Below are 26,070 nucleotides of genomic sequence, written 5' to 3'. Positions count from 1 at the left end.
CGAAGCCACAAGGAACGCTGGACTTCAGGTCCAGCACTTTCTCGGCCTGCGAGTGGTGGGCCCCGACAAGGCGTCCTTCGATGCCGAACACACCAGATGCCGCCACGCGGACAAACATGAACCGTGGGACTGACCTCCCAGCGGGACCGCACGCAAGAACGTCGAGTTGGCGGGGAACTCCGCATGCCCGTCGGCGGCTAGTCTGGGAGCACAATGGCTGCAAAGCTACTATCACCCCAAGGCAACATGGCCCCCTCCTCACCGTGACCTCCTCTGCATTTCAGCCCCATGATCGACCCCACATCACTCATTGGTCCCGCCGTCGTCACTGCCGTAATTTCAGGCATCGTTTCCTTCTTCGCACTGCGCACGACGAAATCAATCCACAAAGAGCGACTCGCCTTTGAACGCGACCAAATCGAAAGCAAGGCTCGGTCCGACATCACGCTAGCCGAGAAAAAACTAGAGCTGGACCGCGGGCTAGCTGACTGGAAGCGGCAAACGGAACTTGCCGAGCAAGTGCTCTCTGACTTCTACAGGGCTCGCGACATATTTATGGCAGCCCGCTCCCCTGACTCATTCTCAGGAGAAGGAGCCACTCGTCCGAAGAGCGAAGACGAGTCAGAGAGCGACACACGCTATCGCAATGCGATCTATGCGCCATTCGAACGGCTCACAAAGAGCAGCTCATTCTTCGCCGAACTCCATGCACGTCGATACCGCTTTATGGCCCTATTCGGGACCGAGGCTGCGCAAGCATTCGACTTGCTCAGATCCGCCCACAACGAGATATTGTTTGCAACGGAATGTCTTCTCGAGGAACATAAAAACGAGATGAGCCATGTGGGCCCCACAGGAGCGCAGCACTACGTCAAGGACTGGAAAGCCACGATTTGGCGCTCAACCGGAGGTAAAGACATGATCACGCCTATGCTCGAAACGGCAGTAGCTACAATCGAAAGAATCTGCCGAACCGCATTGGAAGTAAGACCCCGATAGCCTTCTCGCTCTCCTCACGAGCGCTCACTGTTGCCCCGTATCGGGGAAAGGCAAACCAAGGCTCGCCCGGTCCGGTGCGGCAAACAATCAGTCAGACTCAACTGGCCTGATGCTTTGACACCAATGCCGAGCGTTCCTTGACCTTCAGCCATGCCTGCCGCCGGAAGGGGTACGTCGAGCAGATGCGGCGCCACGTCCACACCTCACTCCGCGTCCACCAGTCCGCAGGCGGCTGGCGGCCGACGTCCCGCAGGTTGCCGAGGCCACGGTAGCCGACGCCGTCGAGCCGGAAGGCGGCGTTGGATTCCAGCACCAACACCTTGTCCGTCTCCGAGTGGAAGTCCACTACGAGGAAGGTGTGCCCCGAGCCCCACTGGCTGCCCCACCCCTGGATGAGTGTCCAGGGGTGGGGAGGCACGTCCGCCGACGGCGCCGGCAGGGCCATGCCGGACTCGACAGCCGCCGTCACGGGGGAGAAGTAGTCCTGGGTGGAGGCAATCATCATCTGCCGGTGGCGACGCGCGTCCCACGAGAGAGCCGCGCCATGCGCCTCGGAGAAGGCCTTCACCAGCAGGGCCTCGACGAAGGTGCAGCAGTTGTTCAGCTTGGGCGGCGCCAGCGGGACACGGACGCCCGGGAGCGCCCATGGGTAGTACGCCCGGCTCGCGTCGTACCTGTAGTCGAGGAACGCCCCCAGGAGAGTGGTGAGCCGCTCCTCCAGGACGGCCAGCGGCTCGCTGTCGAACGACAGCCGGGCCATGGCAGGTGCGCTCTCCTGGGAGAGGAACGTTGCGTAACGCTGGGTGCGCCAGCGCGTGCACACCCAGGTGTCGAGCGCGCTCAGTTTCGGAACCAGCAGTCGGGCGTAGTCAGTGTCGGGCGTGGGGTGGCGGGACTTCTCCTCGAGCACGAGATAGTCGCCCGCCTCGACATAGCCTCCAGGCTGCGTGCTCGTGTCCGGCAGCGCGAAGCCGCGCAGGCGCGCTGGCAGTCTCGCAACACGGTAGGTGTCCATGGTGTCTCCTCCACGTCGAAGTGGGGCTTCAACGTGTTCGCCATGGACGAAGAGACAGAGCCGGTCCTGCCATGAGGAGCCGGGTTCGTGCGGCCCACTCTTCGCGCGGGCGCAGCGCGCGTCAGGGCACCCAGTCCGCGTCGGGCGCGTCGTCGTCGTCGGCGCGCCACGCGCCGCAGTGGATGCAGAACACCCACCCCACATAGCCGGCCTGGGCCGCAGGGTGCTCGGGGTACTCCTCGGCCGTCACGAGGTAGTCGCTCGGATGATGCGTCTCCTCCTCACGCTCCGGGCACTCGCATGGGCACGTCGTCACGTCGTCCGCCGTGGCCGCAACGTCACCGACGGGCGCGATGCCGCGCGCGTCCTCTTCTCGCATCAAACACTCCGGGTTTGGATTCATCAGCAGCCCTCCCAATCGTCTCTGTGACTCTCAGCAGCAGGAGGCACCTTCACGCATGCGCTTCGGCTCGCGCGCGGGCTCCCGCGTCAGCCGCAGGTGTCGCCAATAGCGCTCTGTCCCCCGACGAAGGCAACTCATTGAGGCGCGGGCCTTGAGCGAAAAGCGCGCGCCGGATGTCCCCGAAATTGGGCCCGAAGCCTTTGTCCTCGCTGGAGGTGAGGCGCGCGGCCCCCAACGCCCTCGCACATCGAGGGCACCCCTCCCACCGCGCGCCTTGCCTCCACTTGGTCCGGGAGGCCTGTGTGCAGAGCGTCGTCAGAGTCTTCGTCCTCGCCTCCCCCTCGGGCGCGCCACACCCCGGGCCGGAGTTCACCGTCGAGGCCTCCACCCACGACGGACTGCTGGGGGCAGTCCACGCCGAGCTGGCGGCACGCGGCCAGCGCGTGCGCGCCGTCTCTCACACCCCCACGGGCCTCCTGGCTTACGTGGAGGACCGTCCGTGACGGTGCCTGTGGAAGTCCACCAGGCCGAGGAGCGCCTCCAGTCCATCCTGAAGGCGGTGGTGGTGGGCGCCCGCGTCGACGAGCCCGCCAGCCGCCCCTGGGGCGAGGACGCCTTGGCCTTCAGCGAGGCCGGCGCCCTCCAGCCCCCTTACGACCCAGAGGCCCTCTGCCTCCTCGTCGAGCACTCCAACTCGTTGCGGCAGAACGTCGACGCCTACGCGACCAACATCGATGGCTTCGGGTATCGCTTCGAACCCTCCATCGACTTCGACGCCGACGGGGCCCGGGAGAAGGTGGCCGACGCCATGGCCTTGGAGCGCCTGGCCGCGCGTGACTCGGGCACGCTGCCGCCAGGGACGCCTCTGCGCCCAACGGACGAGGAAGTCTCCACCCACGCCGAGGAGGTGCGGCAGCAGGCCCGAGTGGAGAAGGCTCGCCTGGAATCCTTCTTCGACTTCTGTTGCTTCGACGGCAGCTTCGTCGAGTTGCGTCGCCGCACCCGCCATGACTTGGAGGTGACGGGCAACGCCTACTGGGAGGTACTGCGCGACGGGAAGGGCGACATCGCCCGCTTCGTCTACGTGCCCTCGTACACGGTGCGGCTCCTCCCTCTCGACAAGGAGGCCGTCGAGGTGCGCGAGCGCGTCCGCATCTCCGCCGTCAGCTTCGACACGGTGAGCACCCGTCGGCGCCTGCGCCGCTACATTCAGGTGCAGGGTAGCGAGTGGGTGTACTTCAAGTCCTTCGGCGACCCACGCGTCATCTCCCGTCTCACCGGCCGCACATTCAAAGACGTCGCCGCGCTCAAGGCCGCAGACGCCTCAGACGGCCCGGCGACGGAGCTCATCCACTTCGCCATCCACTCGCCGCGCTCGCCCTATGGCATTCCGCGCTGGGTGGGCACCCTGCTGTCCGTCCTCGGCTCCCGGCAGATGGAGGAGGTCAACTACCTATATTTCTCCAACAAGTCCGTCCCTCCCCTCGCGCTGCTCGTCTCTGGAGGGAGGCTCTCCGACGCCTCGGTGCCGCGCATCGAGCGCTTCATCGAGGAGAACCTCAAGGGCAAGGCCAACTTTCATAAAATCCTCATTCTCGAGGCGGACGGCGCCGGCACGGGCGACGGAGGCCGCGCGAAGATTGAGCTGCGCCCCCTGACGGACGCCCAGCAGCAGGACGCCCTCTTCCAACAGTACGACCAGCGCAACATCGACAAGGTGGGCAGCGCCTTCCGCCTGCCCCCGCTGCTGCGCGGAGACGGCCGGGACTTCAACCGCTCGGTGGCCGAGGCGCAGCTGCGCTTCGCCGAGGACCAGGTCTTCCAACCTGAGCGCGACGAGTTCGACTTCTTGTTGAATCGGAAGGTGCTCGCGGACATGGGCGTGCGCTTCTGGCGCTTCCGCAGCCAGACGACGGCCACCAGAGACCCGGAGCGCATGACCGAGATGGTCGAGCGCCTGGTCCGCGTGGGTGTGCTGACTCCCGAGGAGGGCCGCCACCTGGCCGGCGACATCTTCCACCGGGAGTTCCGCAAGATTGCAGACGACTGGGTGAAGCGCCCCATCACCCTCACGCTGGCGGGCATTCAGACGGGCGTTGAAGACCTGAAGCCCCAGAAGGACAAGGGCTCACTGCTGGGCGAGGCGAACCGCCTCTTGGGGCTGCGAGAAGAGCTTCGGGCCGAGGAGGAGCGCCTGGCCCAAGGACGCCTGGCGCTCGCCCGCCGGTACATGGACACCGAGCACGTCCCGGTTCCGCGAGAGGAGTTCGACAGGTGGTTCTCGGCGAGGGAGTCATGACGCCCGAGCAGCTCCAGCGCGCGTGGGTGCTCCAAGCCCAGGCCGACGCCGAGCGCGGTGTCCTGGAGTGCCGCATGTGCCGAAGGCGCGGCCCCCTGGAGGAGACGACGACGCTGTGGCGCAACGGCCTCCTCGTCTTCGCGCTGTGTGACAGGTGCGCGGCCAGCCACGACGTCGTCTTCTCCCCCACTCCGGCCGGCGTCGAGGTGCGCGCCAGACGCCGCAGTCCCGTGGATCTGGTGACGCAGGAGGCCCCCCATGTGCCTGGCCCTCGCTGACAGCCTCCTCCTCCTGCACGAAGCGCGGGAGGTGGCGGACGCCCTCCTGGGAGACGTCCTGAGACTGCCGGTGGCCAAGGCCCTGGACGTCGGCACCGCCGCAGGCATGGACCGCGCCGTGGCCCTGCTCGCCGCGCGCCTTCGCCGCGCCGTCGGGCGCGCGGACGTGGACGCCATGCGAGAGGCGGTGGCCGTCCTCGACGTGGACTGGAGGAAGACGACGGCGGCCCAGCGCAGGCGCCTCGTCGCCCAGTCCCTGGAGGCTGCGGGCCGGCGGACAGCCGTCATCCCCTCCCGCATCCAAGCGCCCCTCGGTGACGCAGCCGAAGAGGTGGTGGCGTCCACGCGCAGCCATGCCCGCCGCGAGCAGGGCCTCGCCCTCGCCGCCCGCTTCAACGCCGTCGACAGACGCGTGGCCCAACACATCGTCCGCACCCAGGGCAACTTCGTGCGGGATGAGTACGGGCGCCGGCTGGACGCCTTCGGCCAGAAGGCTCGACGGCTCGTGGCCGAGGGGCTGGAGGGCGGCCTCGGGCGAAGCGACATCGCCGAGTCCTTGGAGAGGGCCGCGCGCGGCGCGCTCATCGAGCGAGCCCCCTTCTACTGGGAGGTGGTGGCGAGCCACTTCATTGGCCAGGGGCGCTCCTTCGCCCAGGTGAGCAGCTACGCCGAGGCCGGCATCCGCCGCTACCGCATCGAGGCCGTCCTCGACGAGGCCACCACCCAAGTGTGCCGTTTCCTCCACGGGAAGACGTTCGCCGTGGCGGATGCCCTCCAGCGCTTCGAGCGTGTCGAGTCACTCGAACGGCCGGAGGACGTGAAGCAGGAGCTACCCTGGGTGAGGGAGCGCCTCGACGCGGACACTGGGCGCGCCGTCCTCTACGTCAACCGAGGCGGCCAACAGACGCGCTTGGCCGAGGTGCTCCGCTCCGCCGCTGGCACCCGCGACGACGTCGGCGAGTTCCGCTCGCTCGCTTCGGACAGGCAGCTCGCGGACGCGGGCGTGTGCTTCCCGCCGTACCACGGCCTCTGCCGCACCACGACGCTCGCGGTCGTGTGAGGCGTGTGCGCCTACGTCCGGGTGTTATCGACTGGGTGCTGGAGCTGACGAAGCTGTGTCAGCAGCTTGCTCTTGATCTTCTCAAGTGCATCGACCACGCGTCGGAGATCCTTCAGGGCTTCAGCCCGTAGATCCTCCCACTGCTCCTCGGCCACCCGCACTCCTTCTTCGTGCCACCACTCCAGATTTTCCTCCTCCGAGCAGTTCTCAACGATGTGTTGATTGATAGCGCCGTCGAAGGAAAATCCGATGCAGGCTTGGATTTTCCCATACGAGTACTCAAGGTCGCCGAGCACGTCACCGATTTCGTCGAGCGACGTCGCCTCACGGATTACCGCCTGAAGGGGCTCGGCCCAAGCTGGATCGCGCGCGTCATCCAAGACGGCTTCGGCGCGATGCGCGAGATCAAGAAGACGCTGCACCGCCTTCGTGAACTCGTCCTGAGCATGGGCGGAGTCCGAGTCGTGAACTGCGTCGTAGATACTCTCGAACTGCAGCTCCTCTACGAGCCAGTCCTCGAGGCTCGCGGCAACTGCTGACGCAAGGGTAGGGTGAAGGAGCGCGTCCGCTTTCAGGAGGTCCCACGACTTCTCGCGAAGCTCGGCGAGCACGTCTTCGTCCTCCAGGATCACACCCGCTTCGACGTTGGAGGCGCTTTCGTCGCTGAAGTTCGACGAACCGACGTAGCCAATGTCGTCGACGACGTAAACCTTCGCGTGGTTCCTTCGCGTAAAGTAGATTTCGACACCGGGGCGCGTCGCCAGCGTGTTGAGTCTATCGATGGAACTCTTGATGGCTTCACGCGCCTTCAACTTCGGCCCATCCCGCCAATACGACGCCCACCAGTTTGGAATGTTCGTGACCAGCCGGAGGGACTCGAGCTGGGTCGCGCCCTCTAGCGCAGTCAGGAGCGGGCCGCCCGCCTTTGGCAGATTGTAGGTGACGATGAAGGCCGTGCTTGCCGTTGGCAGACGGTCGTAGACCTCCTGAGGACCATGTTCGTCTTTCGTGATGACGAGCTTAGCTCCTTCGGACAGCTCGATTTCGTTCTTGGGCATCGACCGGTGCACTCCGCATTAGGCGGACGCTTGGCTCCGCTCTTGTGCATCACGGTACTGGGCCGATCTCTCCCGTGTCGATCCCCAGTACGTCCCCGCTGCGTGCGGGCGACAGCTTTGCCTCCAACGACAACGACGCATGCATGAGGTTGCAAAGCTGAGCGAGGCCGAGAGAACTGCCCCGACCGGTGGAAGCGTAGGTGGGGTGGGCTTCCGCCGTACCACGGCCTCTGCCGCACCACGACGCTCGCCGTCACTTAAGTGATGTCCCCGATTTCGCGCCGCAGGCCTTTGTCTCTTTCGGAGACGAAACGCCATGCAGGCCACCTCGACAACTACCCCCACCTCACCTCCGACGCCGGAGGGCAACACGACGACGCAGGAGTCGACCTCCACGGCCAAGGCCATCGAGACGCCCTTCGTCTGGCCCCGCGACTTGAATCTCCCCACCTCGGGAGAGCTGACGTGGGGCTTCGACCCGGAGGGCCTCCAGGATGGGTGACGCCCTCTCGAAGGCCCTCGCCCGGGCCCGGCACGTCCTGGAGTCCCTCCAGGGTGGTGAGCCGGTGGAGAAGACCATCTGGGGGAGCCCAGCGGGCAAGAAGCGCCTGGCGAAGCGCCTGGTGGCCATGCTGCCCGCGCACAAGACGTACGTGGAGCCCTTCGCCGGGAGCGCCGCCGTCCTCTTCGAGAAGGCCCCCTCGGACGTCGAGGCCATCAACGACGCGGACCCCGAAATCGCCGACGCGTACCGGCTCATCCAGAAGCTGACGCCAGCGGGCCTCGCCAAGCTGAAGAAGCTGCCGTGGGTCGGCGACGAGAAGACCTTCAAGAGCCTCTTCGACTCCAAGCCGAAGGGGGACGTGGAGCGCCTGCACCGCTTCCTCTACCTGACGCACTTCTCCTACGGGAAGCTGCGCGGTCGCAGCGTCAGCCCCAACGGCATGGGCGTCGAGGCGAAGACGCTCGCCCGCATCGAGCAGCACGCCCCGCGCCTCAAGCGCGTGAAGGTGTACGGCGGCGACTACGAGAAGGTCGTCCGCAAGTACGACGGGAAGGACACCGTCCTCTTTCTCGACCCTCCGTACCCTGGCTACAACGTCGACGTCGGCGAGGGTGACTTCGACGAGGAGCGCTTCTACGGCGTCCTCAAGTCACTCAAGGGTCGCTGGCTCATGACGTATGGCATCCGGGGGAAGTTGCCCGGGATGCTGAAGGACTCCGGCTTCGTGGTGAAGCGGATCCGCACGCCTCGCACGATTGCAGCCATGCGCGGCGTGGGCGGCTCCTCCGTGCTGACGCAGCTGCTCGTCAGCAACTACCAGCCCGCCGCGAAGGCGCTGGAGAGTGACGGGGACTTCACGCTCGACGACTGGCAACCGGAGGAGCCGCCCGGCACCGCCCCCTTCGCCACCACGACGTCCCTCCTCAAGGGCGTCGAGCCCGACGACGAGCGGTACGTCTTGGGTGTCGTCCTCGAGCCGGAGACGGTGGACGCGCAGGGCGACCTCTACTCCGCCGCGGAGATTCGGCAGGCCGCGCACCGCTTCATGGAGGAGTTCGGCGGCCTGGGGCTCATGCACCAGATGCGAGTCAACGGGCACGTCAAGGTGCTGGAGAGCTACCTGGCCCCCGTCGACTTCGTCTTGGGCGAGGTGCAGGTGCGCAAGGGCACCTGGCTTCTCGCCGTGCGCGTCCTCTCCGACGAGCTCTGGGGGCGTGTGAAGGACGGGCAGTTGACGGGCTTCTCCATTGGCGGCACCGCGCGCCGCCTTCCCGAGGCCGCGCCGGCCACCGAGACGCCCCCTTCCGACACACCTGCCGCTGACTCTCAGCCGGAGGCTGCATGACGAGCACCACCCAAGGCCCCGCGTCCGTCCACCGCCTCGTCGACATGGTGGTGGAGGAGGTGTCCCTCGTGGACAGGGCCGCCAACAAGCACCGCTTCCTCCTCGTGAAGCGAGACGGAGACACCATGCACGACGCTCCCCAGGACACCGCGCCGGCCGAGGGCGCGAGCAGCACGGCCTCGGACACCGCCAAGGCCGATGACGCACTCCTCGCCACGGCCCAGCAGGCCCTCGAAGCAGTGACGGCCCTCGTCGAGGCGCTGGCCTCGGCGGACGGCGCCGACGGCGTGCGCGTGGTGGAGGTGGCCCAACACCTGCGCGCGCTGGCCGACGCGTTGGAGGAGAGCGAGGACGACTCCGAGGACAAGGAGGATGTCGAGGCGCGCGCCAAAGCCGCCAACCCCGCGCCGGCTCCTCAGCCGGCTCCGCCCGCGCCCACGCCGGGCCCCGACGCCTCCGGCGTCATGGAAGGCCTGACGAAGCTCACCGACGCCGTCCGCGCGCTGGAAGGCTCCGTGAAGGAGCAGCACCAGCGACTGGGACGCGTGGAGAAGCAGCACGGCCTGCCCAACAGCGGCGCCCCCGCGGAGCGCCCGCCCAAGCCCCCCGTCGAGGACGTCGGCTGGCCCCTCGACCTCAACAAGCCCCTCAACCGGGAGAGCGTCGACAAGGCCCTCTCCTTCCACGACGTCTGACGTCCCACCCGCCCCCAGAAAGCCTCAACGCTGAAGGAAGCCCTCATGAGTCGAATCGATAACCGTGCCCTCTTGGAGAAGGCCGACCTGGCCCTCGCCGACCTCACGGCGGGCGGCGGCATTCTCCAGCCCGCGCAGGCGCAGAAGTTCATGCGCCTGCTGATTAAACAGTCCGTCCTGTTGCAGCAGTGCACCGTTGTCCCGATGGCGGCGCCCAAGCAACAGTTCTCCAAGCTGAAGTTCGGCAGCCGAATCTTGCGCCCGGGCCAGGAAGCCACCGCCGTCCCCGCCGCCCAGCGCGTGAAGCCGGACCTCTCCCAGGTGGAGCTGGACGCGAAGCTCTTCAAGGGCGAGGTGCGCCTCTCCGACGAAGTGCTCGAAGACAGCATCGAGCGCGGCGAGCTGCGCCAGACACTCATGGAGATGCTCGCGGACGCCATCTCCAGGGACATGGAGGAAATCCTCGTCAACGGGGACACGGCCTCGGCGGACCCCTTCCTCGCCACGTTGGACGGCGTCCTGAAGCAGGCCACCAGCAACGTCGTGGACGCGGCCGGCGCGCCCATCAGCAAGGACGTCCTGGGCGACTTGCTCAAGTCGCTGCCCTCGGAGCACCTGCGCGACAAGAGCAGCATGGGGTTCCTCTTACCAGCGTAGACGCGGACCTGGACTACCGGAACTCGCTCGCGGAGCGGGCCACGGCGGTCGGCGACAAGTTCCTCGAGGGCGATGCGCCGGTCCTCTACTCGGGCGTCCCGGTGCGGCCCATCCCCCTCTGGCCGGAGAACCTCGGTGCGACGAATGACCGCACGGCGGTGTTGCTGACCAATCCCAAGAACATCCACGTCGGCATCTGGCGGCAGATTCGCATCGAGTCGGCGCGCGACATCTCCGAGGGCACGCTGAAGGTGGTGGCCACGCTGCGCTTCGACGCGAAATTCGCCGAGGAGTCCGGCACGGCCAAGGCCATCAACGTGCAGTTGTGAGGCTCACCATGGACAACTCCTATCTCGTCCGACTCAAAGCCTACGACGCGCGCCGCGGCCACGTGCTCCGGCGCTACACGTATGCCGGCATCAAGTTCCAGGAGGAGCGCGGCTGGTACCGAGTGGAGAAGCCGGTGGCGGACTACCTGCGCACCGTGCACCAGTTGCCCGGTGACACCTACTCGCCTCTCGCCTTCGACGTGTGCGCGGAGGCCGAAGCGCGGGCCCTCGACGCGGCCGAGGCCGATGAAGCCAAGGTGAAGCGCAGCGCCAGCGACGAGCTGAAGCTGAGTCCAGCGCGGCCCGCCGGCACGCTGACGACGGAGGACATTCCGAAGCAGGCCGTCCACACGCCCGAGGAGAGGGACGGCCGGCGTAGCAAGCGAGAAAAGGAATGACTCAGCTCAGTCAGACTCGAACCACCCAATGAGGTCCTTCCAACTGACCGTCACTCCATTGCCTTGCCGTGTCTTTCCCTTACACCACTCAATCTTGGCCTTTCCAATTCGAAGGTCACCCAGGAACGTCCCGTCCGTGTCGTAGACATCTAACGTCACGCCGGTGTTTCCAAGGTCCATGTTTACAGCCAAGTCTTTGATGCTCACCTTCATTTCGTAACCCTCCTCACCAGAAAGAATCGTCCTGAAATGGCCTACGCAGTAGTCGCCGACCTGCGAGCGGAGGGAGTGACTATATCGACAGCAAGCGATGCGCGTCTCCAACTCCTCGTCGACGAGGCAACGCGCACCATCGACAAGGTGACGGGGTGGCACTTCGAGCCGCGCTCGGCGACGTTGCACTTCGACGGGCGCGGCACTCCCTCCCTTTGGCTGCCGGTGCCGCCCATCCGCCTCTATCGCCTGGCGCTCCACGGGGAGGACGTGTCCTTCTCGCGGGCGCACCTGGTGGTGGTGGGTGCCCCGGTGGGCCCGGGCTTCGATGGGCCACGCCTCACCTTCCGCCATGGCCGTGTCTTCCCGCGTGGTGAGGGCAACGTCACCGTGGGCGCGAGCTGGGGCTACACGGAGACGGACGGGACGCCGGAGGGGCGCACGCCGCTCGCCATCCGCCGCGCCTGCATGCTCCTCGTCCTGCGCAGCCTCTCGCCCCTGGCGGATGAAGACTCGTTGGAGGAGCGAACGCGCTGGCGGGTGGTGGAGGAGCGCACGCGCGAGCAGAGCTACCGCCTGGACAGCGTCCGCCCTGCGGTGCGGCCTCTCACCGGCGAGCCGGAGGTGGACACCCTCCTCGCCCCCTATGTGAAGCCTTCCTTGCCCGGGGCCGCGTAGTGCGAGGCCGACTCATCTACCCCTTCTTGGCGGAGCTGTACCGCTTGGACACCGCCGCCATGGCGGCACCTGGCCCGGGTCCTCATGCCAGCGGGTACGACGCGGACTTCCGCGAGCCGGTGCTGGTGGACGCGGACGACGACGGCCTGGCCGAAGCCTTTCGCCGCGAATTTCCGCCTGTGCGTGTCCCCTGCCAGGTGGAGCCGGATGCCTTTGAGTCATTGCGCATGGCCCCTTCCGGCAACAGCCCCCGGACGAGCTTCGAACTCGTCTTCCACTTCCGAGACTTGGAGCGCCTCGGCCTCGTCGACGCGGCCACTGGCGACGCCCTCATCCGCCCCAGCGACAGGCTGGGCGCCCTCTACGACGTCGCGGGCGCCCTCGTGCAGGCCGTGAGAACACCTCCTGGGCTGTACGTCACGGAGGCGCGCCCCACGGGCTTCGGACTTCACCGCCGGAGGCCTCGCAGAAACCTCCTTCTCGTCACCTTCAACGACAGGCCCCAAGCCCGAGGACTCGCATGAAAGCACTGCTTCTCGCCCCACTCCTTGCCACCGCCCTCCTCACCCGCTGCCGCGCGCCGGACGGCTGCGCGCCGGTGTCCACGCGCTGCGCCGGCAATGTCGCCGAAATCTGCAACGGCGACGGCAACTGGCAGGTGCTCGCCGACTGCGACGCGGTCAGCGAGCACAGCAACGCCGCCTTCACCTGCGACTACGTCAACGAGGAGGGCGTCACCGGCCACACGTGCCTGCCCACCACCGTGGACGCCGGCACCGTCGACGCTGGCTCCGAGGAAGGCGGTGTCCTGTGAAGGGCTACCTCCAGTCCCTGCCTGGCGTGGGCACTCTCTTCCAGCGTGACATCCAGCCCGCCGAGGTGTGGGCCTTCTACCAGCACATGCAGACGCGCCTGCGCACCAAGACGGCGCGCAAGTCGGACTCCCTTGAAATGCAGTTGGCGGCCGAGGCGCTGCAGCGCATGGGCATCCTCGACAGGCAGCGCTTCCTGGAGAAGTACGCCACCACCGTGGGCCGCACCCTCTACCTGCCCTTCGAGGTGGGCGTGCCGAAGGGGGGCTGGGACTTGTGGGCCCAGGTGGTGGTGTGCGTCCACGAGCACCAGCACGTCGTCCAGCACGACGAGGAGGGCCCCAGCTACGAGTTGGCCTACCTCACCAGCTCCGCAGCGCGCGCCCGCTACGAGGCCGAGGCGTACACCTGCAACCTGGAGCTGCACTCCTGGCGCTACGGCACCCTGCCCGCCGTGCGCCCCATCGCCGAGGGCCTCAAGAACTACGGCTGCCGGCCGGAAGACGTGGAAGTCGCCGCCCACACGCTGGCCCTCACCTCCGTGTCCGTCCGCCACGGCGCGGTGGTGAGTGAGGCCACGAACGTGGCCCTGGAGTGGCTCAACTCGCACGTCCCCCACCTGCGGGCCAAGCAGGGCTGAGGCGTCCATGGCCGTCTCGCGCACCGGAGACTGGGAACGGGCCCGCCAACTGCTGGCGGCGGGCTCGTCGCGTCTTGAGGGTGCGCTCCAGACGGCGCTGCGCCAGGAGGCGCACGCCCTGCGCAAGGAGGTGGTGCAGGGCCTCACCCAGCAGGCACCGGGTGGCGAGCCGCTCCGCCCGCCCTCGCCCCTCACGCTCGCGGCGCGCCAGCTCGCGGGCTTCAGCGGGACGAAGTCCCTCCTCGTCTCGGGCGCGCTGCGCAACTCCATCTCCGTCGTCGTGGAGGGCGACGAGGCCTTCATCGGCGTGTCGCGCTCGGCGAAGAGCCCGGACGGCGAGTCCCTCGTCGACGTGGCGCAGCTCCAGGAGTACGGAGGCCCGCCCGTCGTCATCCCCATGACGCCGAAGATGCGGCGCTTCCTCTTCGCGCTGCTGCGCCAGGCCGGCCTGGCCGGCGAGTCGCGTAACAGCGGCAGGGGCCGCAGCGTCATTGTGACTCAGACGCCAGCGCGGCCCTTCCTGCGGCCGGCCTTCGCACGGTTTCGCCAGGGCGCCAGCCGCCGCTTCCTCGCGCGAGTGGCGAAGGAGCTGGGCCTCGGAGGGCCCGGGTAGTGGCCCTCCCCTCCCTCACCTCCGTGACGCCCTCCTCGGGCCCCACCAGCGGCGGAGACATTCTCCGGCTCGCCGGCACTGGCTTCGCCGCGCGGGTGGCCGTGCGCCTGGGAGGAGTGCCCGCCGAAGTGCTGTCGCTTCGTGTGGAGTCGGGCACCCACTTCGCGGACGTGAGGACGCCGGCCCACGCGGTGGGCACCGTCGACGTGGAGCTGCTCAACCTCTCCGCGGACGGACTCCCCATTCCAGGCGAGGCCGCCGTCCTCTCGGGGGCGTACCGCTACCTGCGCCCACGCGTCGCGAAGGAAGCGGACCTCACCCGCCTCGTGCGGACGCTGCTGCGCGAGCTGAAGCGCCAGGTGGTAGCCAACGTCAGCGCCAGCGTCTCCGTCGACTACGACGACACGGTGGCAGGCAACCTCAACGTCATCGCCATGGCCTCGCTGCCCTCGGTGGTGCTGTCAGGCCCCACGATGCGCGAGAGTCGTCGCTACTCCACCAACGTGTTGCACGAGGACGTCGTGCAGGGCCCCTCCGGCGCGGAGCTGGTGCGCAGGCGCCCCGCGTACACGGTGGACCTGGCCTTCACCCTCACGGCGGCCTCCGAGCGCACCGCCGAGCTCTTCAACCTCATGGCCGCCGTGGCCACCTTCCTCAACCGCAACCGCTGGCTGGCCATGCCGAGGGACGCCGAGGACGCCTCGCGCGGCACCGTCCGCTGGGAGATGGACGCGGACGGCGAGGTGCGCACGCAGCTCGGCAGCCGCGACGACGTGCGCGCCTTCACCTGGGGCTTGGTGGTGCGCGGCTTCGACGTGGACTCGGGCCTGCCCCTCGACCTCGGCAAGGCCGTCGCCGGGACTCACCTCGAAACGGACTCTCTCTCTGGAGGCACCTCATGAGTGTCACCCTCACCAACGCCCTGGGCAGGCTCGTCACCTTCCTCCTGCCCCATGAGTCGTACTGCGTCGCGCGCGGCGAGTGCGCCTGCGGCGTGCAGCCAGGCCGTGGCGGCCGACGCCTGCCCTCCTCCCTCACCCTGGCCACGGGTGTGTCGCTGGAGGACGTGCCCGAGGCCACTCTCTGCGTGCCCGCGGTGGCTGCTGCCATTCGCCGCGGCGAAGTCGCCCTGAAACGGCAAGCCCCCACGGCCCCGCCGTCGTCGCCACCCTCTGACGCGCCGGAGGTGTCGGCGCGCGCGTCCCGCAAGAAGCGAGGTGCCTCATGAGTCGTGAGTTGCTGTCGTCGAAAATCGTCGTAGAGGAGGAGGAGCCGCGCGTCCGTGGCATTCCCTCGGCGCCCACTTCCGTGGCGGGTGCCGTGGGCCTGGCGGAGCGCGGCCCCATCGGCCAGGCGGTGCTGTGCACCTCCTTCGAGGAGTACCAGGCCACCTTCGGCCGCTTCACGCCGGACGCCGACTTGGCCCTCGCCGCCATGGGCTTCTTCGAGAACGGAGGGACTCACTTGTGGGCGGTCCGCACCGCCCACTACGAGGACGCCTCAAACCCTGAGTCGCACACGGCCACGCCTGCTGCGGCAGCCCTCACCACGGGCGGCGGGCCCACGCCCGCCGTCGTGCGCGGCACCTTGCGTCCCCCTTTCACCCTGGCCGACGGCCAGCGCCTGGAGGTGTCCTCCAACGGCGCCGAGGCGGTGGACGTCGTCTTCTCCGGCACCGCGGCTTCCGTCTCCGCGGGCCGCCCCGGCCCCTACACCCTCACCGCCGGGCAGTCGCTCCGGGTGCGCGTCGACGACGGGCGGGACGTCTTCATCCCCTTCAGCGAGGAGGACTTCGGCGACATCGCCCAGGCCACTGCCCAGGAGGTGGCCGCCGTCCTCAACGCGGGACTCATCGGCGGACGCGCCACCGTGGAGGCCGGTGTGCTGAGAATCGCCAGCGACACCCAGGGCGCCTCCAGCCGCCTGGAGGTGGGCGACGCGGTGGCCAACACCGTCTTCGGCTTCGCGGGCGGCCCGCAGGTGGGGAGCGGCAACGTCCAGAGACTGCGCGCCGTCGAGTTGGCCGAGGTGCGCGCCCTTGTGGAGGCGGCGGTGGCGGGTGTCCGAGTGGCACCGTCCTCCCTGGGGGCCCTGCAGTTGCTCACCCAGTCCACGGGGCCTGGTGCCTCCTTGCGTGTGCAGGGAGACGCGGGCTCCGGCCTCGGACTCGACGCGCTGCTGCACACGGGCGACGCCTCCGGCGCCACCGACGTCCTCCACCTGGAGGCCAGGGATGCAGGCGCCTACGCCAACCGCCTCGAGGTGGAGGTGCGGCCCCCGACGAATGGAGCTCCCGAAACCTTCGACGTCCTCGTCCTCGAGGACGGCGCCTACCGCGAGTCCTTCCCCAACCTCTCCTCGGCCCAGGGCGACGCACGCTACGTCGAGCGCGTCCTCAATGACGAGCGCACCGGCTCCACCTACGTCCGGGCCTTCATGGTGTTGGACGCGATTCCGGACGTGCAGACGGTGGCCCTCTCGGGTGGTGCGGACGGCCTCGTCGGCCTGGACGACACGGACTTCATCGGCTCCGAGGCCGGCCGGAGCGGCCTTTTACGCGCTCGACGCCGTGCAGGACCTCTCCCTCCTCCTGGTGCCCGGGCGCGCCACGCCCGCCGTCCACAACGCCATGGTGCGCTACTGCGAGGTGGCGCGCGACGGCCTCGTCTTCGCCGTCCTCGACTCGCCCGCGGGCTACAGCGCCACGGACATCGTCTCCTACGTCTCGCAGGAGGCCGCCCTCGAAGGGCTCTCTGAGCACGCGGCCCTCTACTGGCCCCGCGTCACGGTGCTCAACCCCGCCCGCGGCGTCTTCGGCAACGTCGAGCAGCTCGTTGTCCCGCCCTCCGGCATCATCGCCGGCGTCTTCGCGCGCAACGACGGCGCGCGCCCCGGTGGTGTGTATGAGGCGCCCGCGGGCATCGAAGCCGGGCGCATGTTCGGCGTCCTGGGCTTCGAGTCCAAAGAGACGCTGGAAGAGAAGAAGCGGGACGTCGTCTATCCCCACCGCATCAACCCTCTCACCACCGGGCCTGGCCTGCCGCGCTTCATCGACGGCAGCCGCACGCTGAAGGCCAGCGGGAACTTCCCTTACGTCGCCGAGCGGCGCGGGGTGTCCTTTATCGAGCGCAGCCTCAAGTCCGGTTTGCAGTTCGCCAGGCACCGCAACAACACGGAGGGGCTGCGCGCGCAGGTGCGGCGCTCCATTGCCGCCTTCCTCCTCGCGCAGATGAAGAACGGGGCCTTCCGCAGCCAGGAGCCCGCCAAGGCCTTCTTCGCCGACGTCTCAGACGCCCTCAACCCACCGTCCGTCGTCTTCGCCGGAAAGCTGGTGGCGCGCATCGGGCTCGCCACCAACAAGCCCGCCGAATTCATTGTCCTGCGCATCGCCCAGGACACCCGCGCCCTCGAAGCCGAGCTGGCTTCGGCGGGCTTGTAAGGAGCCTGGCCATGGCCATCATCGGACAGCCGCGCAGCTTCCATAAGCGCTTCAAATTCCTCTGCGAGGTGGACGGCCTCGGGCACTCCGGTTTCCAGAAGTGCAGCGAGTTGTCCGTCGAGGTCGCCAACGTCCAATACTTCGAGGGCGGCAGCCTCATCCCCAACAAGTCCCCAGGGCGCCTCACCTTCTCGGACGTCACCCTGGAGAGAGGCGCCACGCAGGACCACGAACTCTTCGACTGGTTCCAGGACGTCGTGCACACCACCAGCGGCCTGGGCCTGCCGGACAGCCTCTACAAGCGCAACCTCGACATCGTCCAGCAGGACAGGGACGGCACTACGCTGCGTCGGTGGAGCCTCTCCCGCGCATGGCCCGTGAAGTTCGTCGCGGGCGAGTGGGACAACGAGTCCGATGAAAATGTCATCGAAAGCGTCGTCCTCACCTACGACTTCTTCGAGCTGGCCACGTAACGGCAGGCTACATATCTACCAGAGCCCCACTGCCTTCTTCAGTGCACCAGTCGAGCGAGTCGCCTCGCCGCGCCGTCCACGAACAACCCCACATACCCGCCACTTGTGGACCTGCTTCTTACGAACGTTACTGAGGCTTGGATTTTTTGCCGAAGCGGCGTCGATCATGAAGGTCTCAACCTGGTCGATGAGCCGCTTGTTTACTGCGCCTCTGCTTAAGGGGTGCGCGATGAAAAACATGACCGGCTGGCCACGCTTGTAGTCCAGGAGCGTCGGTCCATAGTGGTGGGCAAGCTTGTGAAGAGCAAAAGTCTCGTCTTCAAAAGACTGCTCTGCGGCCTTGCCAACGTAGAGAGGTGTATAGCCGCGACCGGCGCGCATTGCGAACACGTAGACCCCTCGCATCCACCGCACATCGCCGACTCCAGTCCAAAACCCAGACAGGTCGCGAGCAACCATCTTCCCATGCTTTCCAGGCTCCAATGGCACTTCGAATGGACCATGAACCTCGAACGCCTTCATCTCAAACTGGCTCTTCTTCTGTGCCATAGGGCTCCCTTCCCAACGGAGTGGTATCGCTCAAACTCGTCAGATGTCCCCGATTTGTAGTTCGAGGCCTTTGTCTTTCCTGGAGGAAGGACATGGCGAACATCATCTCATGCCCCTCGGGGCTGACGGGCCGCATCCGCGGCATGAAGGTGCGGGAGGAGCGGGTCCTCGCTGACCGCAAGCTGGCGAAGAGCGGCGGCCAGGTGGATGAGCTGCTCTCCGCATGTTGGGAGGAGCTGCTGGAGGCAGGCCCCTACGCCTTCGCCGACGGGAAGGTGGACTGGGGCCAGGTGCTGCAGGGGGACCGCTTCTTCGCCCTGCTCCAGGTGCGCGTCCACACCTACGGCCCCGAGTACGTCTTCGCCGTCCCCTGCCAGAATGCCGCCTGCCGCGCCCGCATCGACTGGGAGCTGGATTTGACGCAGCTGCCGGTGCGCGTCCTCTCGGACGCCAGCCGCGCGGCCTTCATGGCCGGCAACCGCTTCGAGACGAGCCTGCCCGACGCCGGCAAGCGCGTGCGCTTCAAGCTTCTGACGGGTGAGGATGAGCGGCGGCTGCCGCAGCTCCAGCGCGCGGCGCCGGAGAAGCTGCTGTCCTCCGTCCTCGCCTACCGGGTACTGGACGTTGACGGCGTGGACGCGCGCGACAAGCGCCGCTTCCTCGAGGACTTGAGCCTGCGCGACGCGGACTTCCTCGTCGACGAGTTTGACGCCGTCGACTGCGGCGTGGACACCACCCTCGAAGTCGAGTGCCCCGAGTGCCTCATGCGCCAGGACGTGGAACTCCCTTTCGACCGGGGCTTCTTCCTTCCGGGGAAGCAGCGGACGACGAGGCGCCGGGAGCGCTCCACCTCTTCCCCGGCGTGACGCTGGAGACGTGGCGCGAGGGCCTCTTCCAGTTGTGCTGGCACCAGCACGGCGGCAGCGGCCTCGCAGCTCCCCTCGGTGACGCATTGGAGCTGCCCACTTCGGACAGGGACTGGCTCGTCGAGCGCATGGGCCAGCAGCGCGCCCACGAGGCGAAGGCGTTGGAGAAGGCCGCGAAGCGGAGGTAGCGCATGCTCAACAACGTCGGCCTGGGCTTCGTCTTCACGGCACGAGACTTGGCCTCTGGCACCTTCCAAGGTGTCGAGCGCAACTTCATGAGCCTCGACAGGCGCGTGGGGTTGGGCACCGCACGCATCGAGGGCGCCTTCCAACGGCTCGGCGTCGCCATGGCCCTCTTCACGGCCGGTGCCGTCACCATCGGCGCGTCACTGTCCCTGGCCAACGCCGCCGGTGAGTTCGAGCAGGCCGTGGCGGGCGTGGCCGCCGTCTCTGGCGCCTCGGCCGAGGTGCTTGGGCAGCTGCGTGACGCGGCCATCAAGGCAAGCCTCGCCACGCAATTCACGCCCACCGAGTCCGTGCTGGGCCTGCGCGAACTCACCCAGGCCGGCTTCAGCGCCGCTGAGGCCATGAAGCTGCTGGAGCCCGTACTCGACTTGGCCGGGGGCTCACTGGGGGAGCTGACGCCCCAAGGTGCGGCGGGCCTCGCGTCGCAGGCGATGAAGGCCTTCGGCATCTCCGTGGACGGCGCCGCCCTCTCCGTCGACCAGATGCTCCAGGCCGTCAACGTCTTCGCCCTCAGCGCCAATGAGTTGCCCCTGGCCCTCGGCACCGCCGCGCGTGGCGCGCAGGCCCTCAATCAGTCCCTGCCCGAGACACTCATCGCCCTGGGCCTTGTGAAGAATGTCGTCCCCGGCGTGGAGCGCGCTTCCACCGCCGTGGCTGTCGCCATGGAGCGGATGGCGGACCCAGAGGTCCAGAAGCACTTGCGTGGCCTGGGCGTTGCCGTCACCGACTCCAGCGGCAACTTCCTCAGCTTCCTCGACATCCTCGACAAGCTGTCGCCAGCCCTCAGCCGCATGACGGAGGCGCAGCGCAGCGCCTTCCTTCTGAAGGCGTTCGGCCGCGAAGCCCTCGGCGGTGTGAATGCCATCCTCACGCAGTTCACCAACGGCATCCGCAAGGACACAGGTGAAGTCGTCCGCGGCGCCGAGGCCCTCGAGTACCTGCGCGGTGCGTTCAAGAATGCGGGCGGCACGGCCGAGGCGTTCCGCAAGCAGATGCTGGACACCTATGAGGGACAGAAGACGCTGCTGGCCGGCAACCTGGAGACGCTGGCCATCGTCCTGGGGGAGCCCTTCAGCCAGGTGCTGAAACCCCTCGTCACCCTCGTCGCCAGCGCGGTGCAGCAGGTGCTGGGTGTCTTCCAGGCCTTGCCCGGCCCGGTGAAGCGCGCCTTCGCAGTCTTCGCGCTCGGAGCTGGCGGCATCATCACCCTTGTCGGCGCCGTCATCGCCGCGAAGGTGGGCCTGGCGCTGCTGGTGGTGGGCCTCAAGGTGCTGGGCTTCACGCTGGGCGGCCTCCTGGCCACGGTGCTTCCAGCCGTGGGCGCTGTCGTCCTCCTGGGCGTCGCCGTGGCCGGCCTCGCCTACGCCTTCCGTCACAACCTCGGGGGCCTGGGCGACTTCGCGCGGCGTGTGCAGGAGCAGGTGACGCTCGCCTTCCGCGGCCTCGTTCAGCTCTTCGAGGACGGCGGCTTCTCCGGCGCCGTGAGGGAGGAGCTGAGCCGCGCTGAGAATGCCGGGCTGAAGGACTTCCTCATCAACGTCTACCTGTGGGGCCATCGCATCCACAGCTTCTTCTCGGGCATCGCCGACGGCTTCTCCTCCGGACTCGAAGCTGCGCGCCCCACCCTCGATGCCTTCCAGGCGACGTTGCGGCGAGTGGGCGAGGCGTTGGGCTTCCTCTCCGAGAGGGACGACGCGGCCACAGCAGCGGCGAAGTTCGCCGCTTTCGGCGACGCGGGGGCCACGGTGGGCCGCGCCCTCGCCCGCGTCTTCGACTTCGTCGTCATGGGCATGACGGCCGGTGCAGAGGTGGCGGAAGGCCTGGCGGGGCAATGGCACTACATGAAGGCCGGCGTCGACGTCCTCCTGGGCAGCCTGGCGCACCTGGGCCGCGTCCTCGGCGGGGCACTCTCGGGCCTTTTTGGCACCACCTCCGCTGTGCAGCAGGGCACCAGTGGGTGGACGCTCATGGGGGAAGCCCTTGGGTTTGCCATCGGCAACATCACCACCGTCGTGGGCGTGTTGGTGTCCGCCGTCTCCCTCGTGGTGTCGGTGGTGGGGGGCATCCTCAACGCGGCCCTGGCGGCCTTCTCCGGCATCCTCGACGTCTTCTGGGGCGTGGTGTTGACGCTGAGCGGAGCCCTCACCGGCAACTGGGCCGAGGCGTGGACGGGCCTGAAGCTCATCGTCTTCGGGGTGGTGGACGCCATCTCCGGCGTCCTCTTGGAGTTGGTGGGCGCAATCCTCGGCGTCGTGGACGCCGTAGCGAGCCTCTTCGGCAAGGACACCGGCCTCCAGCAGGCGCTGCGGACGGCCCGGCTTACCCTCCACCGGGACTTGTCCGTCGCCTTCGGCCTCGAGGACTCCCCCGGCTCGGCCCCGGCGCCCGTCGCCTCCACGGCCTCCACCTCGCCGGTGGACTGGCCCTTGGAGTCCTCGTCCATGCCAGCGGTGGCGGCCCTCCAGGCCTCGCTACCCCAACCCGAGGTGCGCTCTTCGCAGCCCGACGTGCCTCCCGCCGCGCCCGTCCTCGTGAGTGTCCAGGTGGACGGAGAGGTGCTTGCCCAGGCCACGGCGCGCGCGGAGAGGGACGCCGCCTCCCGCAGCTTCTCCCCCATGGCGTCTTACTGAAAGGCAGGCCCCTACGTGTCCATCGCTGCTGGCCTCGCCCGTCCTCCTCGCTGCCACCTCGTGAATGTCCTCACAGGCGAGGCCATGGAGTGCCTCTTCAACCCGTCGCAGCTCACCGAGAAGCTCCAGGTGAACTGGAACCGCCTGGCGGTGCCGGGCCTCTCGCACCAGGTGCTCCAGTTTCAGGGCACCTCCAACCGGCAGCTCTCGGGCGTGGAGTTCTACCTGGACGCCTTCTTCGCCACCCAGCAGGCCGACACGTCCAACATCATGGCGTTCCGTGCCTTCTTGCGCGCGCTCACCGTGCCTCCGGCGGGTACCGAGGGTGTGCTGGCAACGGCCCCCCCGCGCGTCCTCGTCCTCTGGCCCGGCGTCCTCACCGTGGAGTGCGTCGTCGCCAGCGTGGAGTTCCAGTACCGCCAGCTCGCCGTCGACGGCCGCGTCCTCGTCTACACCGCCACCGTCACCTTCGAGGAGGTGTTGGACACGCGCGTCACCTCCGAGCAGCTCCGCCAGGAGGTGCCGTAGTGGCCCCTCACGCCGGCAGCCGCTACTCCTTCTCCCTCGGCCTCCGGGACGAGGGCGGCCACCTCTTCCTCAGCGAGAGAGCCCCCTTCAGCTACCAGCCGCACGCGGACACGCGCGTCCACCTCGTCGCCCAGGGCGACTCCCTCTGGGGGCTGGCCGGGCGCTACTTCACGCCCCTGCCGCGCGCCTGCGGTTTCTGGTGGGCCATCGCCGACTTCCAGCCGGAGCCCATCATCGACGCGACGCTGGAGTTGGAGGCCGGGCGGCGCCTCTACATTCCTTCGCTGCGCGTCCTCACCGACGTCATCCTCAGCGAGCAGAGGCGGAGGGCCAGCGAGTGACGCGGCCCCTCGACAGGACTGCGCCTGGCGTGCGCCTCACGCTGCTGGCACACGAGCGGGCCCGCGGCGGCGAGCCCCTCTCCCTTGAGGGTCGCGTCCTGGGTCTCACCTTCGAGGACAGCGCGACGAAGGCCGACAAGCTGTCCCTCCAGTTGGACAACTTCGACCTGGCCCTCTTCGACAGGGCGGAGCTGGTGGGCGGCACGGCGCTGGAGGTGTCCTGGGGCTACCCGGGGCTCATGGCGCCTCCGCGACGAGTGGTGGTGAAGAAGCTGAAGGGCTTCCAGGTGCTCACCGTCGAGGGACAGGCCCTCAGCGCCCTCATGCACCGCGAAGCGAAGACGCGCACCTGGAAGGGCAAGACGCGCGCCCAGGTCGTGCGCGAGGTGGCCGCCGAGCACGGCTACGAGGAGGACTCCATCCACGTCGAAGACACCGGCGAGTCCTTCGACACCATCCACCAGGCCGGGGAGACGGATGCGCGCTTTCTCCGGCGCCTGGCCGCGCGGGAGGAGTTCCAGTTCCACGTCGACGACAGGGGCCTCACCTTCGGCCCGCGCAACCAGGCCGCCGCGCCCACCCACGTGCTGTGGTGGTACGCCGACGCAGGCCGGGGCGACATCCTCTCGGTCAACGTCGAGTCGGAGCTGGGCCGCCGAGTGGGCAAGGTGGACGTGCGTGGCCGGGACGCTCTGGCCAAGAAGAACATTGAGGCCCAGGCGAGCAGTGCCACTGTGGAGCGCACCACCCTCGCGGACTTCCTCGAGGTGGTGGACAAGCGCACGGGCACCACGTCGCTGCAGCTCCGCAACAGCACCACCAGCGTCCAGCCCACCTCGGCATCGACACCTGCCCAAGCCCAACGCGAGTCCGAGGCCCGCTTCCGACGCGCGGAAGCCGGCACGGTGAAGCTGTCCCTCCAGGTGGTGGGCAACCCCAGCTTGCGCGCGAAGTCCGTCGTGGAGGTGCGCGGCATCTCCAGCTTCCTGTCCGGGAAGTATTACGTCACCGAGGCGAAGCACGTCCTCTCCTCCTCCGGCTACACCACCGACTTGAAGCTGTCGCGTGACGGCACGGGGCAGCGTCAGCAAGGCAGCGCCGACAAGCAGGGCCAGGCCCAGGGCGGACAGCCCAACACCAGTGCACCCGAGACGACTGGGGCACTGAAGGAAGTCGAGGCATTCGAGAGGGACACCGGCACCCGGTACATCGAGTACCGCCGTGACGGACAGCCCATCGGTGTCGAGGACCCCGAAGCCGGAATGAGTCTCCCCAGGTAGCGAGCCACCATGAGCACCTTCGACGACGACATCCTCGCCCATGACACACGCCTGCTTGGCATGTACGTGAGCTACGTCACCAGCCGCGACGACGAGGCACAGCTCGGCCGCGTCCGCGTGTGCATCCCCGGCGTCCTCGAGCCCGAGTCCGCCTGGGCCTGGCCCCTGGGCACCTCCGGGGGCGGCGCCAAGGACACGGGCTTCTTCGCTGTACCGCACGTGGGCGCCGAGGTGGCCGTCTTTTTCAACCAGGGCGACATCGACGCCCCCTACTACCTCAGCGCGCACTGGGGGAAGCCGGGCGGACAGAGCGAAGTGCCCGAAGAAGCCCAGGTGTCTCCGCCCGACAACCGCGTCCTCGCCACACCCACGTTCCGTGTCGAACTCAACGAGTCCGCGGGGAAGAGGAAGCTGAAGCTCACCAACCGGAAGACGGGCGACTGCCTCACCTTCGACGCGGAGGAGAACACCGTCACCCTGGAGGCCACCACCGCCCTCACCCTGCGCGCAGTGGGCGCCATCTCCCTGGAGGCGGCTCAGGTCACCATCGCCGGGCGTGTGGTGCGCCCCATCGCCGAGCCGATTTGAGGAAGCCCATGGCGCTGCCCATCTGCATCCATATCCCCCCGCTGCCAGAGGCGCCCACCCTCACTCTGCCCGGCGGCGCCACCCTGCAGCACCACCAACTCCTGCAGGCCGTCCAGCCAGCGCTGGCGCCGCTCACGCCCCTCTTCGACATCATCGGCGCGGTGCTGGCCCTCGTCGAAGTCGTGAAGGCGATACCTGACGCGTTGGGCCCTCCGCCGGACCCGACAGCCATCGCCGCGGCCCTGCCGAAGCTGGCGGAGAAGGTGTCCAAGCTGCTCCGCCTCGTCCCCCAGCTCTCGGTGCCACTTGCAGTGGTGGGTGTCATCGACATCGTCCTCGGCGAACTGGGCCATGCCCGTGGCCAGTTCCTCCACCTGCAACTGCGCCTGTCGAGCGTCGCGCAGGCCCGGCTGCGAGCCGCCCAGCTTGGAGACGCGGGACTCCTGGCGGTGGCTGGCTGTGCGGAGGCCAACGTCGCGCAGGAGGCCGCCAACGTCGGCAAGTCCCTGGCCGCCCTCTCCCAGCTCATGGCCCTCCTCAACGTCCTCCTTGGCCTGGTGGGCGGCCCCCAGGTGCCGGACTTCTCCAGCCTTGAGGGGAGCGCGCTGGAACAGGCAGTTGCGCCCCTCGACGCCATCGTCCGCACGCTGCAGCAGGTGCGCGCGGCCATCCCCATTCCATGAGGAGAACGTCGTGAGTCGAGCGCCCCAGCATCTCCTCGTCCCCTTTCGCAGAGACCGAAAGCGCGACTTCGCCACGGGCACCGGGGCCGAGCTACTCGCCTCGAAGGTGCGGCAAGTGCTGCTGACGGAAGGCGCCACGCCTCATTCCACCGGCGAGCTGCCCTGGCGCACCAGCTTCGGCGCGGGCCTCTCGCGCCTTCGCCACCAGCGCAACGATACGGTGCTGGCGGAACTGGCGCGCGTGTACGTCCGTGACGCGCTCGCGCGCTGGCTACCTGGCGTTCAGCTCGTGCAGGTCCGCGTCGAGCAGGACGCAGCCGCACTGACGCTTCGTGTACGCGTGCGCGAGGGTGACACGACGGCGGACTTCGACGTTCCCCTCCAGCGGGGACCTTGAGTCGCGAGTAGCAGCCGTGCGTCCACCTCACGCCGAAAACGCTGCTCATGTCC

Annotated in this window: 35 protein-coding genes; 30 read left to right on the top strand and 5 right to left on the bottom strand. The window is 68.1% G+C overall.

Going from position 1 to position 26,070, the window contains the following annotated elements:
- Positions 1-288 precede the first annotated feature (288 nt).
- Positions 289-999: a hypothetical protein gene (locus LZ199_RS31120; RefSeq protein ID WP_253997397.1), complete on the top strand. Its 711-nt coding sequence runs from the start codon at positions 289-291 to the stop codon at positions 997-999.
- A 97-nt stretch (positions 1,000-1,096) separates the two neighbouring features.
- On the opposite strand, the gene LZ199_RS31115 is transcribed toward LZ199_RS31120, so the two are convergent.
- Both LZ199_RS31115 and LZ199_RS31110 read right to left on the bottom strand, forming a co-directional pair.
- A complete protein-coding gene (locus LZ199_RS31115) occupies positions 1,097-2,014 on the bottom strand; it encodes a hypothetical protein (protein WP_253997396.1) in 918 nt (305 codons plus the stop codon).
- 121 nt (positions 2,015-2,135) lie between these two features.
- Positions 2,136-2,393, bottom strand: coding sequence for a hypothetical protein (locus tag LZ199_RS31110; RefSeq protein ID WP_253997395.1), 258 nt, complete (start codon positions 2,391-2,393; stop codon positions 2,136-2,138).
- Between the two features lie 326 nt (positions 2,394-2,719).
- On the opposite strand from LZ199_RS31110, the gene LZ199_RS46790 reads away from it, so the two are divergent.
- Genes LZ199_RS46790 through LZ199_RS31090 form a run of 4 tightly spaced genes read left to right on the top strand, consistent with a single transcriptional unit; the run spans position 2,720 to position 6,054 of the window.
- Positions 2,720-2,920: a hypothetical protein gene (locus tag LZ199_RS46790; protein ID WP_253997394.1), complete on the top strand. Its 201-nt coding sequence runs from the start codon at positions 2,720-2,722 to the stop codon at positions 2,918-2,920.
- Complete coding sequence (locus LZ199_RS31100) at positions 2,917-4,716, top strand: phage portal protein (protein ID WP_253997393.1); 1,800 nt, start codon at positions 2,917-2,919, stop codon at positions 4,714-4,716. Before LZ199_RS46790 ends, LZ199_RS31100 begins: the two co-directional genes overlap by 4 nt.
- Positions 4,713-4,994 carry a hypothetical protein gene (locus tag LZ199_RS31095; protein WP_253997392.1) on the top strand — a complete coding sequence of 94 codons (282 nt, stop codon included), beginning with the start codon at positions 4,713-4,715 and terminating at the stop codon, positions 4,992-4,994. The genes LZ199_RS31100 and LZ199_RS31095 overlap by 4 nt, the downstream gene beginning before the upstream one ends.
- Entirely contained in the window at positions 4,975-6,054 is a 1,080-nt protein-coding gene (locus LZ199_RS31090) for a head morphogenesis protein (RefSeq protein ID WP_253997391.1), read from the top strand. The genes LZ199_RS31095 and LZ199_RS31090 overlap by 20 nt, the downstream gene beginning before the upstream one ends.
- A gap of 11 nt (positions 6,055-6,065) precedes the next feature.
- Here the strand turns inward: LZ199_RS31090 and LZ199_RS31085 are convergent, their stop codons facing one another.
- A complete protein-coding gene (locus LZ199_RS31085) occupies positions 6,066-7,112 on the bottom strand; it encodes a phospholipase D-like domain-containing protein (protein WP_253997390.1) in 1,047 nt (348 codons plus the stop codon).
- Between the two features lie 316 nt (positions 7,113-7,428).
- Here LZ199_RS31085 and LZ199_RS31080 point away from each other — a divergent pair, with 316 nt between their 5' ends.
- The 6 genes from LZ199_RS31080 (at position 7,429) to LZ199_RS31055 (ending at position 11,041) form a co-directional block, all read left to right on the top strand.
- Positions 7,429-7,614, top strand: coding sequence for a hypothetical protein (locus LZ199_RS31080; RefSeq protein WP_253997389.1), 186 nt, complete (start codon positions 7,429-7,431; stop codon positions 7,612-7,614).
- Positions 7,607-8,962, top strand: coding sequence for an XkdF-like putative serine protease domain-containing protein (locus LZ199_RS31075; protein WP_253997388.1), 1,356 nt, complete (start codon positions 7,607-7,609; stop codon positions 8,960-8,962). Before LZ199_RS31080 ends, LZ199_RS31075 begins: the two co-directional genes overlap by 8 nt.
- The gene (locus LZ199_RS31070; RefSeq protein ID WP_253997387.1) at positions 8,959-9,657 is read left to right on the top strand and encodes a hypothetical protein; all 699 of its coding nucleotides are present in this window, start codon (positions 8,959-8,961) and stop codon (positions 9,655-9,657) included. The genes LZ199_RS31075 and LZ199_RS31070 overlap by 4 nt, the downstream gene beginning before the upstream one ends.
- A 30-nt stretch (positions 9,658-9,687) precedes the next feature.
- Entirely contained in the window at positions 9,688-10,314 is a 627-nt protein-coding gene (locus LZ199_RS31065) for a phage major capsid protein (RefSeq protein WP_323390002.1), read from the top strand.
- Between the two features lie 101 nt (positions 10,315-10,415).
- Complete coding sequence (locus LZ199_RS31060; RefSeq protein ID WP_013375286.1) at positions 10,416-10,643, top strand: hypothetical protein; 228 nt, start codon at positions 10,416-10,418, stop codon at positions 10,641-10,643.
- 8 nt (positions 10,644-10,651) lie between these two features.
- Positions 10,652-11,041, top strand: coding sequence for a hypothetical protein (locus tag LZ199_RS31055; protein ID WP_253997386.1), 390 nt, complete (start codon positions 10,652-10,654; stop codon positions 11,039-11,041).
- Positions 11,042-11,047: 6 nt separating this feature from the next.
- Here LZ199_RS31055 and LZ199_RS31050 read toward each other — a convergent pair whose 3' ends face one another.
- Positions 11,048-11,254, bottom strand: coding sequence for a hypothetical protein (locus LZ199_RS31050; protein WP_253997385.1), 207 nt, complete (start codon positions 11,252-11,254; stop codon positions 11,048-11,050).
- A 36-nt stretch (positions 11,255-11,290) separates the two neighbouring features.
- On the opposite strand from LZ199_RS31050, the gene LZ199_RS31045 reads away from it, so the two are divergent.
- The 10 genes from LZ199_RS31045 to LZ199_RS31005 are packed head-to-tail and all read left to right on the top strand — an operon-like array spanning position 11,291 to position 17,909.
- Positions 11,291-11,932 (top strand): hypothetical protein, encoded by a 642-nt coding sequence (locus tag LZ199_RS31045; RefSeq protein WP_253997384.1) that lies wholly within the window; start codon positions 11,291-11,293, stop codon positions 11,930-11,932.
- On the top strand, positions 11,932-12,456 hold the full coding sequence (locus LZ199_RS31040; RefSeq protein WP_253997383.1) for a hypothetical protein: 525 nt from the start codon (positions 11,932-11,934) through the stop codon (positions 12,454-12,456). Before LZ199_RS31045 ends, LZ199_RS31040 begins: the two co-directional genes overlap by 1 nt.
- Positions 12,453-12,746 carry a hypothetical protein gene (locus LZ199_RS31035; protein ID WP_253997382.1) on the top strand — a complete coding sequence of 98 codons (294 nt, stop codon included), beginning with the start codon at positions 12,453-12,455 and terminating at the stop codon, positions 12,744-12,746. The genes LZ199_RS31040 and LZ199_RS31035 overlap by 4 nt, the downstream gene beginning before the upstream one ends.
- On the top strand, positions 12,743-13,384 hold the full coding sequence (locus tag LZ199_RS31030) for a hypothetical protein (RefSeq protein WP_253997381.1): 642 nt from the start codon (positions 12,743-12,745) through the stop codon (positions 13,382-13,384). The genes LZ199_RS31035 and LZ199_RS31030 overlap by 4 nt, the downstream gene beginning before the upstream one ends.
- Positions 13,385-13,391: 7 nt before the next feature.
- Positions 13,392-13,997 carry a hypothetical protein gene (locus tag LZ199_RS31025; RefSeq protein ID WP_253997380.1) on the top strand — a complete coding sequence of 202 codons (606 nt, stop codon included), beginning with the start codon at positions 13,392-13,394 and terminating at the stop codon, positions 13,995-13,997.
- Entirely contained in the window at positions 13,997-14,899 is a 903-nt protein-coding gene (locus LZ199_RS31020; RefSeq protein ID WP_253997379.1) for an IPT/TIG domain-containing protein, read from the top strand. The genes LZ199_RS31025 and LZ199_RS31020 overlap by 1 nt, the downstream gene beginning before the upstream one ends.
- Positions 14,896-15,225, top strand: coding sequence for a hypothetical protein (locus LZ199_RS31015; protein WP_253997378.1), 330 nt, complete (start codon positions 14,896-14,898; stop codon positions 15,223-15,225). The genes LZ199_RS31020 and LZ199_RS31015 overlap by 4 nt, the downstream gene beginning before the upstream one ends.
- The gene (locus LZ199_RS46785; RefSeq protein WP_323389974.1) at positions 15,222-16,754 is read left to right on the top strand and encodes a phage tail sheath protein; all 1,533 of its coding nucleotides are present in this window, start codon (positions 15,222-15,224) and stop codon (positions 16,752-16,754) included. Before LZ199_RS31015 ends, LZ199_RS46785 begins: the two co-directional genes overlap by 4 nt.
- On the top strand, positions 16,645-17,436 hold the full coding sequence (locus LZ199_RS31010) for a phage tail sheath family protein (RefSeq protein ID WP_323390000.1): 792 nt from the start codon (positions 16,645-16,647) through the stop codon (positions 17,434-17,436). Before LZ199_RS46785 ends, LZ199_RS31010 begins: the two co-directional genes overlap by 110 nt.
- A gap of 11 nt (positions 17,437-17,447) precedes the next feature.
- The gene (locus LZ199_RS31005) at positions 17,448-17,909 is read left to right on the top strand and encodes a phage tail protein (protein ID WP_253997376.1); all 462 of its coding nucleotides are present in this window, start codon (positions 17,448-17,450) and stop codon (positions 17,907-17,909) included.
- 15 nt (positions 17,910-17,924) lie between these two features.
- Here the strand turns inward: LZ199_RS31005 and LZ199_RS31000 are convergent, their stop codons facing one another.
- The gene (locus tag LZ199_RS31000; protein WP_253997375.1) at positions 17,925-18,458 is read right to left on the bottom strand and encodes a hypothetical protein; all 534 of its coding nucleotides are present in this window, start codon (positions 18,456-18,458) and stop codon (positions 17,925-17,927) included.
- A 92-nt stretch (positions 18,459-18,550) separates the two neighbouring features.
- Here LZ199_RS31000 and LZ199_RS30995 point away from each other — a divergent pair, with 92 nt between their 5' ends.
- From LZ199_RS30995 to LZ199_RS30955, 9 genes are read left to right on the top strand one after another with little or no spacing between them, the layout of a single operon-like run.
- Entirely contained in the window at positions 18,551-19,324 is a 774-nt protein-coding gene (locus LZ199_RS30995) for a hypothetical protein (protein WP_253997374.1), read from the top strand.
- The gene (locus LZ199_RS30990) at positions 19,321-19,512 is read left to right on the top strand and encodes a hypothetical protein (protein WP_253993359.1); all 192 of its coding nucleotides are present in this window, start codon (positions 19,321-19,323) and stop codon (positions 19,510-19,512) included. The genes LZ199_RS30995 and LZ199_RS30990 overlap by 4 nt, the downstream gene beginning before the upstream one ends.
- Before the next feature lie 3 nt (positions 19,513-19,515).
- Positions 19,516-22,200 carry a phage tail tape measure protein gene (locus tag LZ199_RS30985; RefSeq protein WP_253997373.1) on the top strand — a complete coding sequence of 895 codons (2,685 nt, stop codon included), beginning with the start codon at positions 19,516-19,518 and terminating at the stop codon, positions 22,198-22,200.
- Between the two features lie 15 nt (positions 22,201-22,215).
- Positions 22,216-22,728, top strand: a complete 513-nt coding sequence (locus LZ199_RS30980) for a CIS tube protein (RefSeq protein ID WP_253997372.1) — start codon at positions 22,216-22,218, stop codon at positions 22,726-22,728.
- Positions 22,728-23,069, top strand: coding sequence for a LysM peptidoglycan-binding domain-containing protein (locus LZ199_RS30975; RefSeq protein ID WP_253997371.1), 342 nt, complete (start codon positions 22,728-22,730; stop codon positions 23,067-23,069). The genes LZ199_RS30980 and LZ199_RS30975 overlap by 1 nt, the downstream gene beginning before the upstream one ends.
- Positions 23,066-24,349 (top strand): phage late control D family protein, encoded by a 1,284-nt coding sequence (locus LZ199_RS30970; protein WP_253997370.1) that lies wholly within the window; start codon positions 23,066-23,068, stop codon positions 24,347-24,349. Before LZ199_RS30975 ends, LZ199_RS30970 begins: the two co-directional genes overlap by 4 nt.
- Positions 24,350-24,358: 9 nt before the next feature.
- Complete coding sequence (locus tag LZ199_RS30965; RefSeq protein WP_253997369.1) at positions 24,359-24,937, top strand: phage baseplate assembly protein V; 579 nt, start codon at positions 24,359-24,361, stop codon at positions 24,935-24,937.
- Positions 24,938-24,945: 8 nt separating this feature from the next.
- Entirely contained in the window at positions 24,946-25,620 is a 675-nt protein-coding gene (locus LZ199_RS30960) for a hypothetical protein (RefSeq protein WP_253997368.1), read from the top strand.
- 10 nt (positions 25,621-25,630) lie between these two features.
- The gene (locus tag LZ199_RS30955) at positions 25,631-26,017 is read left to right on the top strand and encodes a GPW/gp25 family protein (protein ID WP_253997367.1); all 387 of its coding nucleotides are present in this window, start codon (positions 25,631-25,633) and stop codon (positions 26,015-26,017) included.
- The last annotated feature ends 53 nt before the right edge of the window (positions 26,018-26,070 follow it).

The organism is Myxococcus qinghaiensis (assembly GCF_024198215.1).
Taxonomy (GTDB): domain Bacteria; phylum Myxococcota; class Myxococcia; order Myxococcales; family Myxococcaceae; genus Myxococcus; species Myxococcus qinghaiensis.
This window is presented reverse-complemented; position numbering and strand designations above follow the sequence as displayed.

Coding starts and splice junctions, on each gene's coding strand:
- LZ199_RS31090 (WP_253997391.1), top strand. CDS start 4,975: ATGTGCCTGGCCCTCGCTGACAGCCTCCTCCTCCTGCACGAAGCGCGG.
- LZ199_RS31085 (WP_253997390.1), bottom strand. CDS start 7,112: ATGCCCAAGAACGAAATCGAGCTGTCCGAAGGAGCTAAGCTCGTCATC.
- LZ199_RS31015 (WP_253997378.1), top strand. CDS start 14,896: ATGAGTGTCACCCTCACCAACGCCCTGGGCAGGCTCGTCACCTTCCTC.
- LZ199_RS31070 (WP_253997387.1), top strand. CDS start 8,959: ATGACGAGCACCACCCAAGGCCCCGCGTCCGTCCACCGCCTCGTCGAC.
- LZ199_RS31050 (WP_253997385.1), bottom strand. CDS start 11,254: ATGAAGGTGAGCATCAAAGACTTGGCTGTAAACATGGACCTTGGAAAC.
- LZ199_RS31095 (WP_253997392.1), top strand. CDS start 4,713: ATGACGCCCGAGCAGCTCCAGCGCGCGTGGGTGCTCCAAGCCCAGGCC.
- LZ199_RS31035 (WP_253997382.1), top strand. CDS start 12,453: ATGAAAGCACTGCTTCTCGCCCCACTCCTTGCCACCGCCCTCCTCACC.
- LZ199_RS31045 (WP_253997384.1), top strand. CDS start 11,291: ATGGCCTACGCAGTAGTCGCCGACCTGCGAGCGGAGGGAGTGACTATA.
- LZ199_RS31005 (WP_253997376.1), top strand. CDS start 17,448: ATGGCCATCATCGGACAGCCGCGCAGCTTCCATAAGCGCTTCAAATTC.
- LZ199_RS31000 (WP_253997375.1), bottom strand. CDS start 18,458: ATGGCACAGAAGAAGAGCCAGTTTGAGATGAAGGCGTTCGAGGTTCAT.
- LZ199_RS30965 (WP_253997369.1), top strand. CDS start 24,359: ATGAGCACCTTCGACGACGACATCCTCGCCCATGACACACGCCTGCTT.
- LZ199_RS31025 (WP_253997380.1), top strand. CDS start 13,392: ATGGCCGTCTCGCGCACCGGAGACTGGGAACGGGCCCGCCAACTGCTG.
- LZ199_RS46785 (WP_323389974.1), top strand. CDS start 15,222: ATGAGTCGTGAGTTGCTGTCGTCGAAAATCGTCGTAGAGGAGGAGGAG.
- LZ199_RS31120 (WP_253997397.1), top strand. CDS start 289: ATGATCGACCCCACATCACTCATTGGTCCCGCCGTCGTCACTGCCGTA.
- LZ199_RS31080 (WP_253997389.1), top strand. CDS start 7,429: ATGCAGGCCACCTCGACAACTACCCCCACCTCACCTCCGACGCCGGAG.
- LZ199_RS31115 (WP_253997396.1), bottom strand. CDS start 2,014: ATGGACACCTACCGTGTTGCGAGACTGCCAGCGCGCCTGCGCGGCTTC.
- LZ199_RS31055 (WP_253997386.1), top strand. CDS start 10,652: ATGGACAACTCCTATCTCGTCCGACTCAAAGCCTACGACGCGCGCCGC.
- LZ199_RS30995 (WP_253997374.1), top strand. CDS start 18,551: ATGGCGAACATCATCTCATGCCCCTCGGGGCTGACGGGCCGCATCCGC.
- LZ199_RS31110 (WP_253997395.1), bottom strand. CDS start 2,393: ATGCGAGAAGAGGACGCGCGCGGCATCGCGCCCGTCGGTGACGTTGCG.
- LZ199_RS31075 (WP_253997388.1), top strand. CDS start 7,607: ATGGGTGACGCCCTCTCGAAGGCCCTCGCCCGGGCCCGGCACGTCCTG.
- LZ199_RS30985 (WP_253997373.1), top strand. CDS start 19,516: ATGCTCAACAACGTCGGCCTGGGCTTCGTCTTCACGGCACGAGACTTG.
- LZ199_RS30960 (WP_253997368.1), top strand. CDS start 24,946: ATGGCGCTGCCCATCTGCATCCATATCCCCCCGCTGCCAGAGGCGCCC.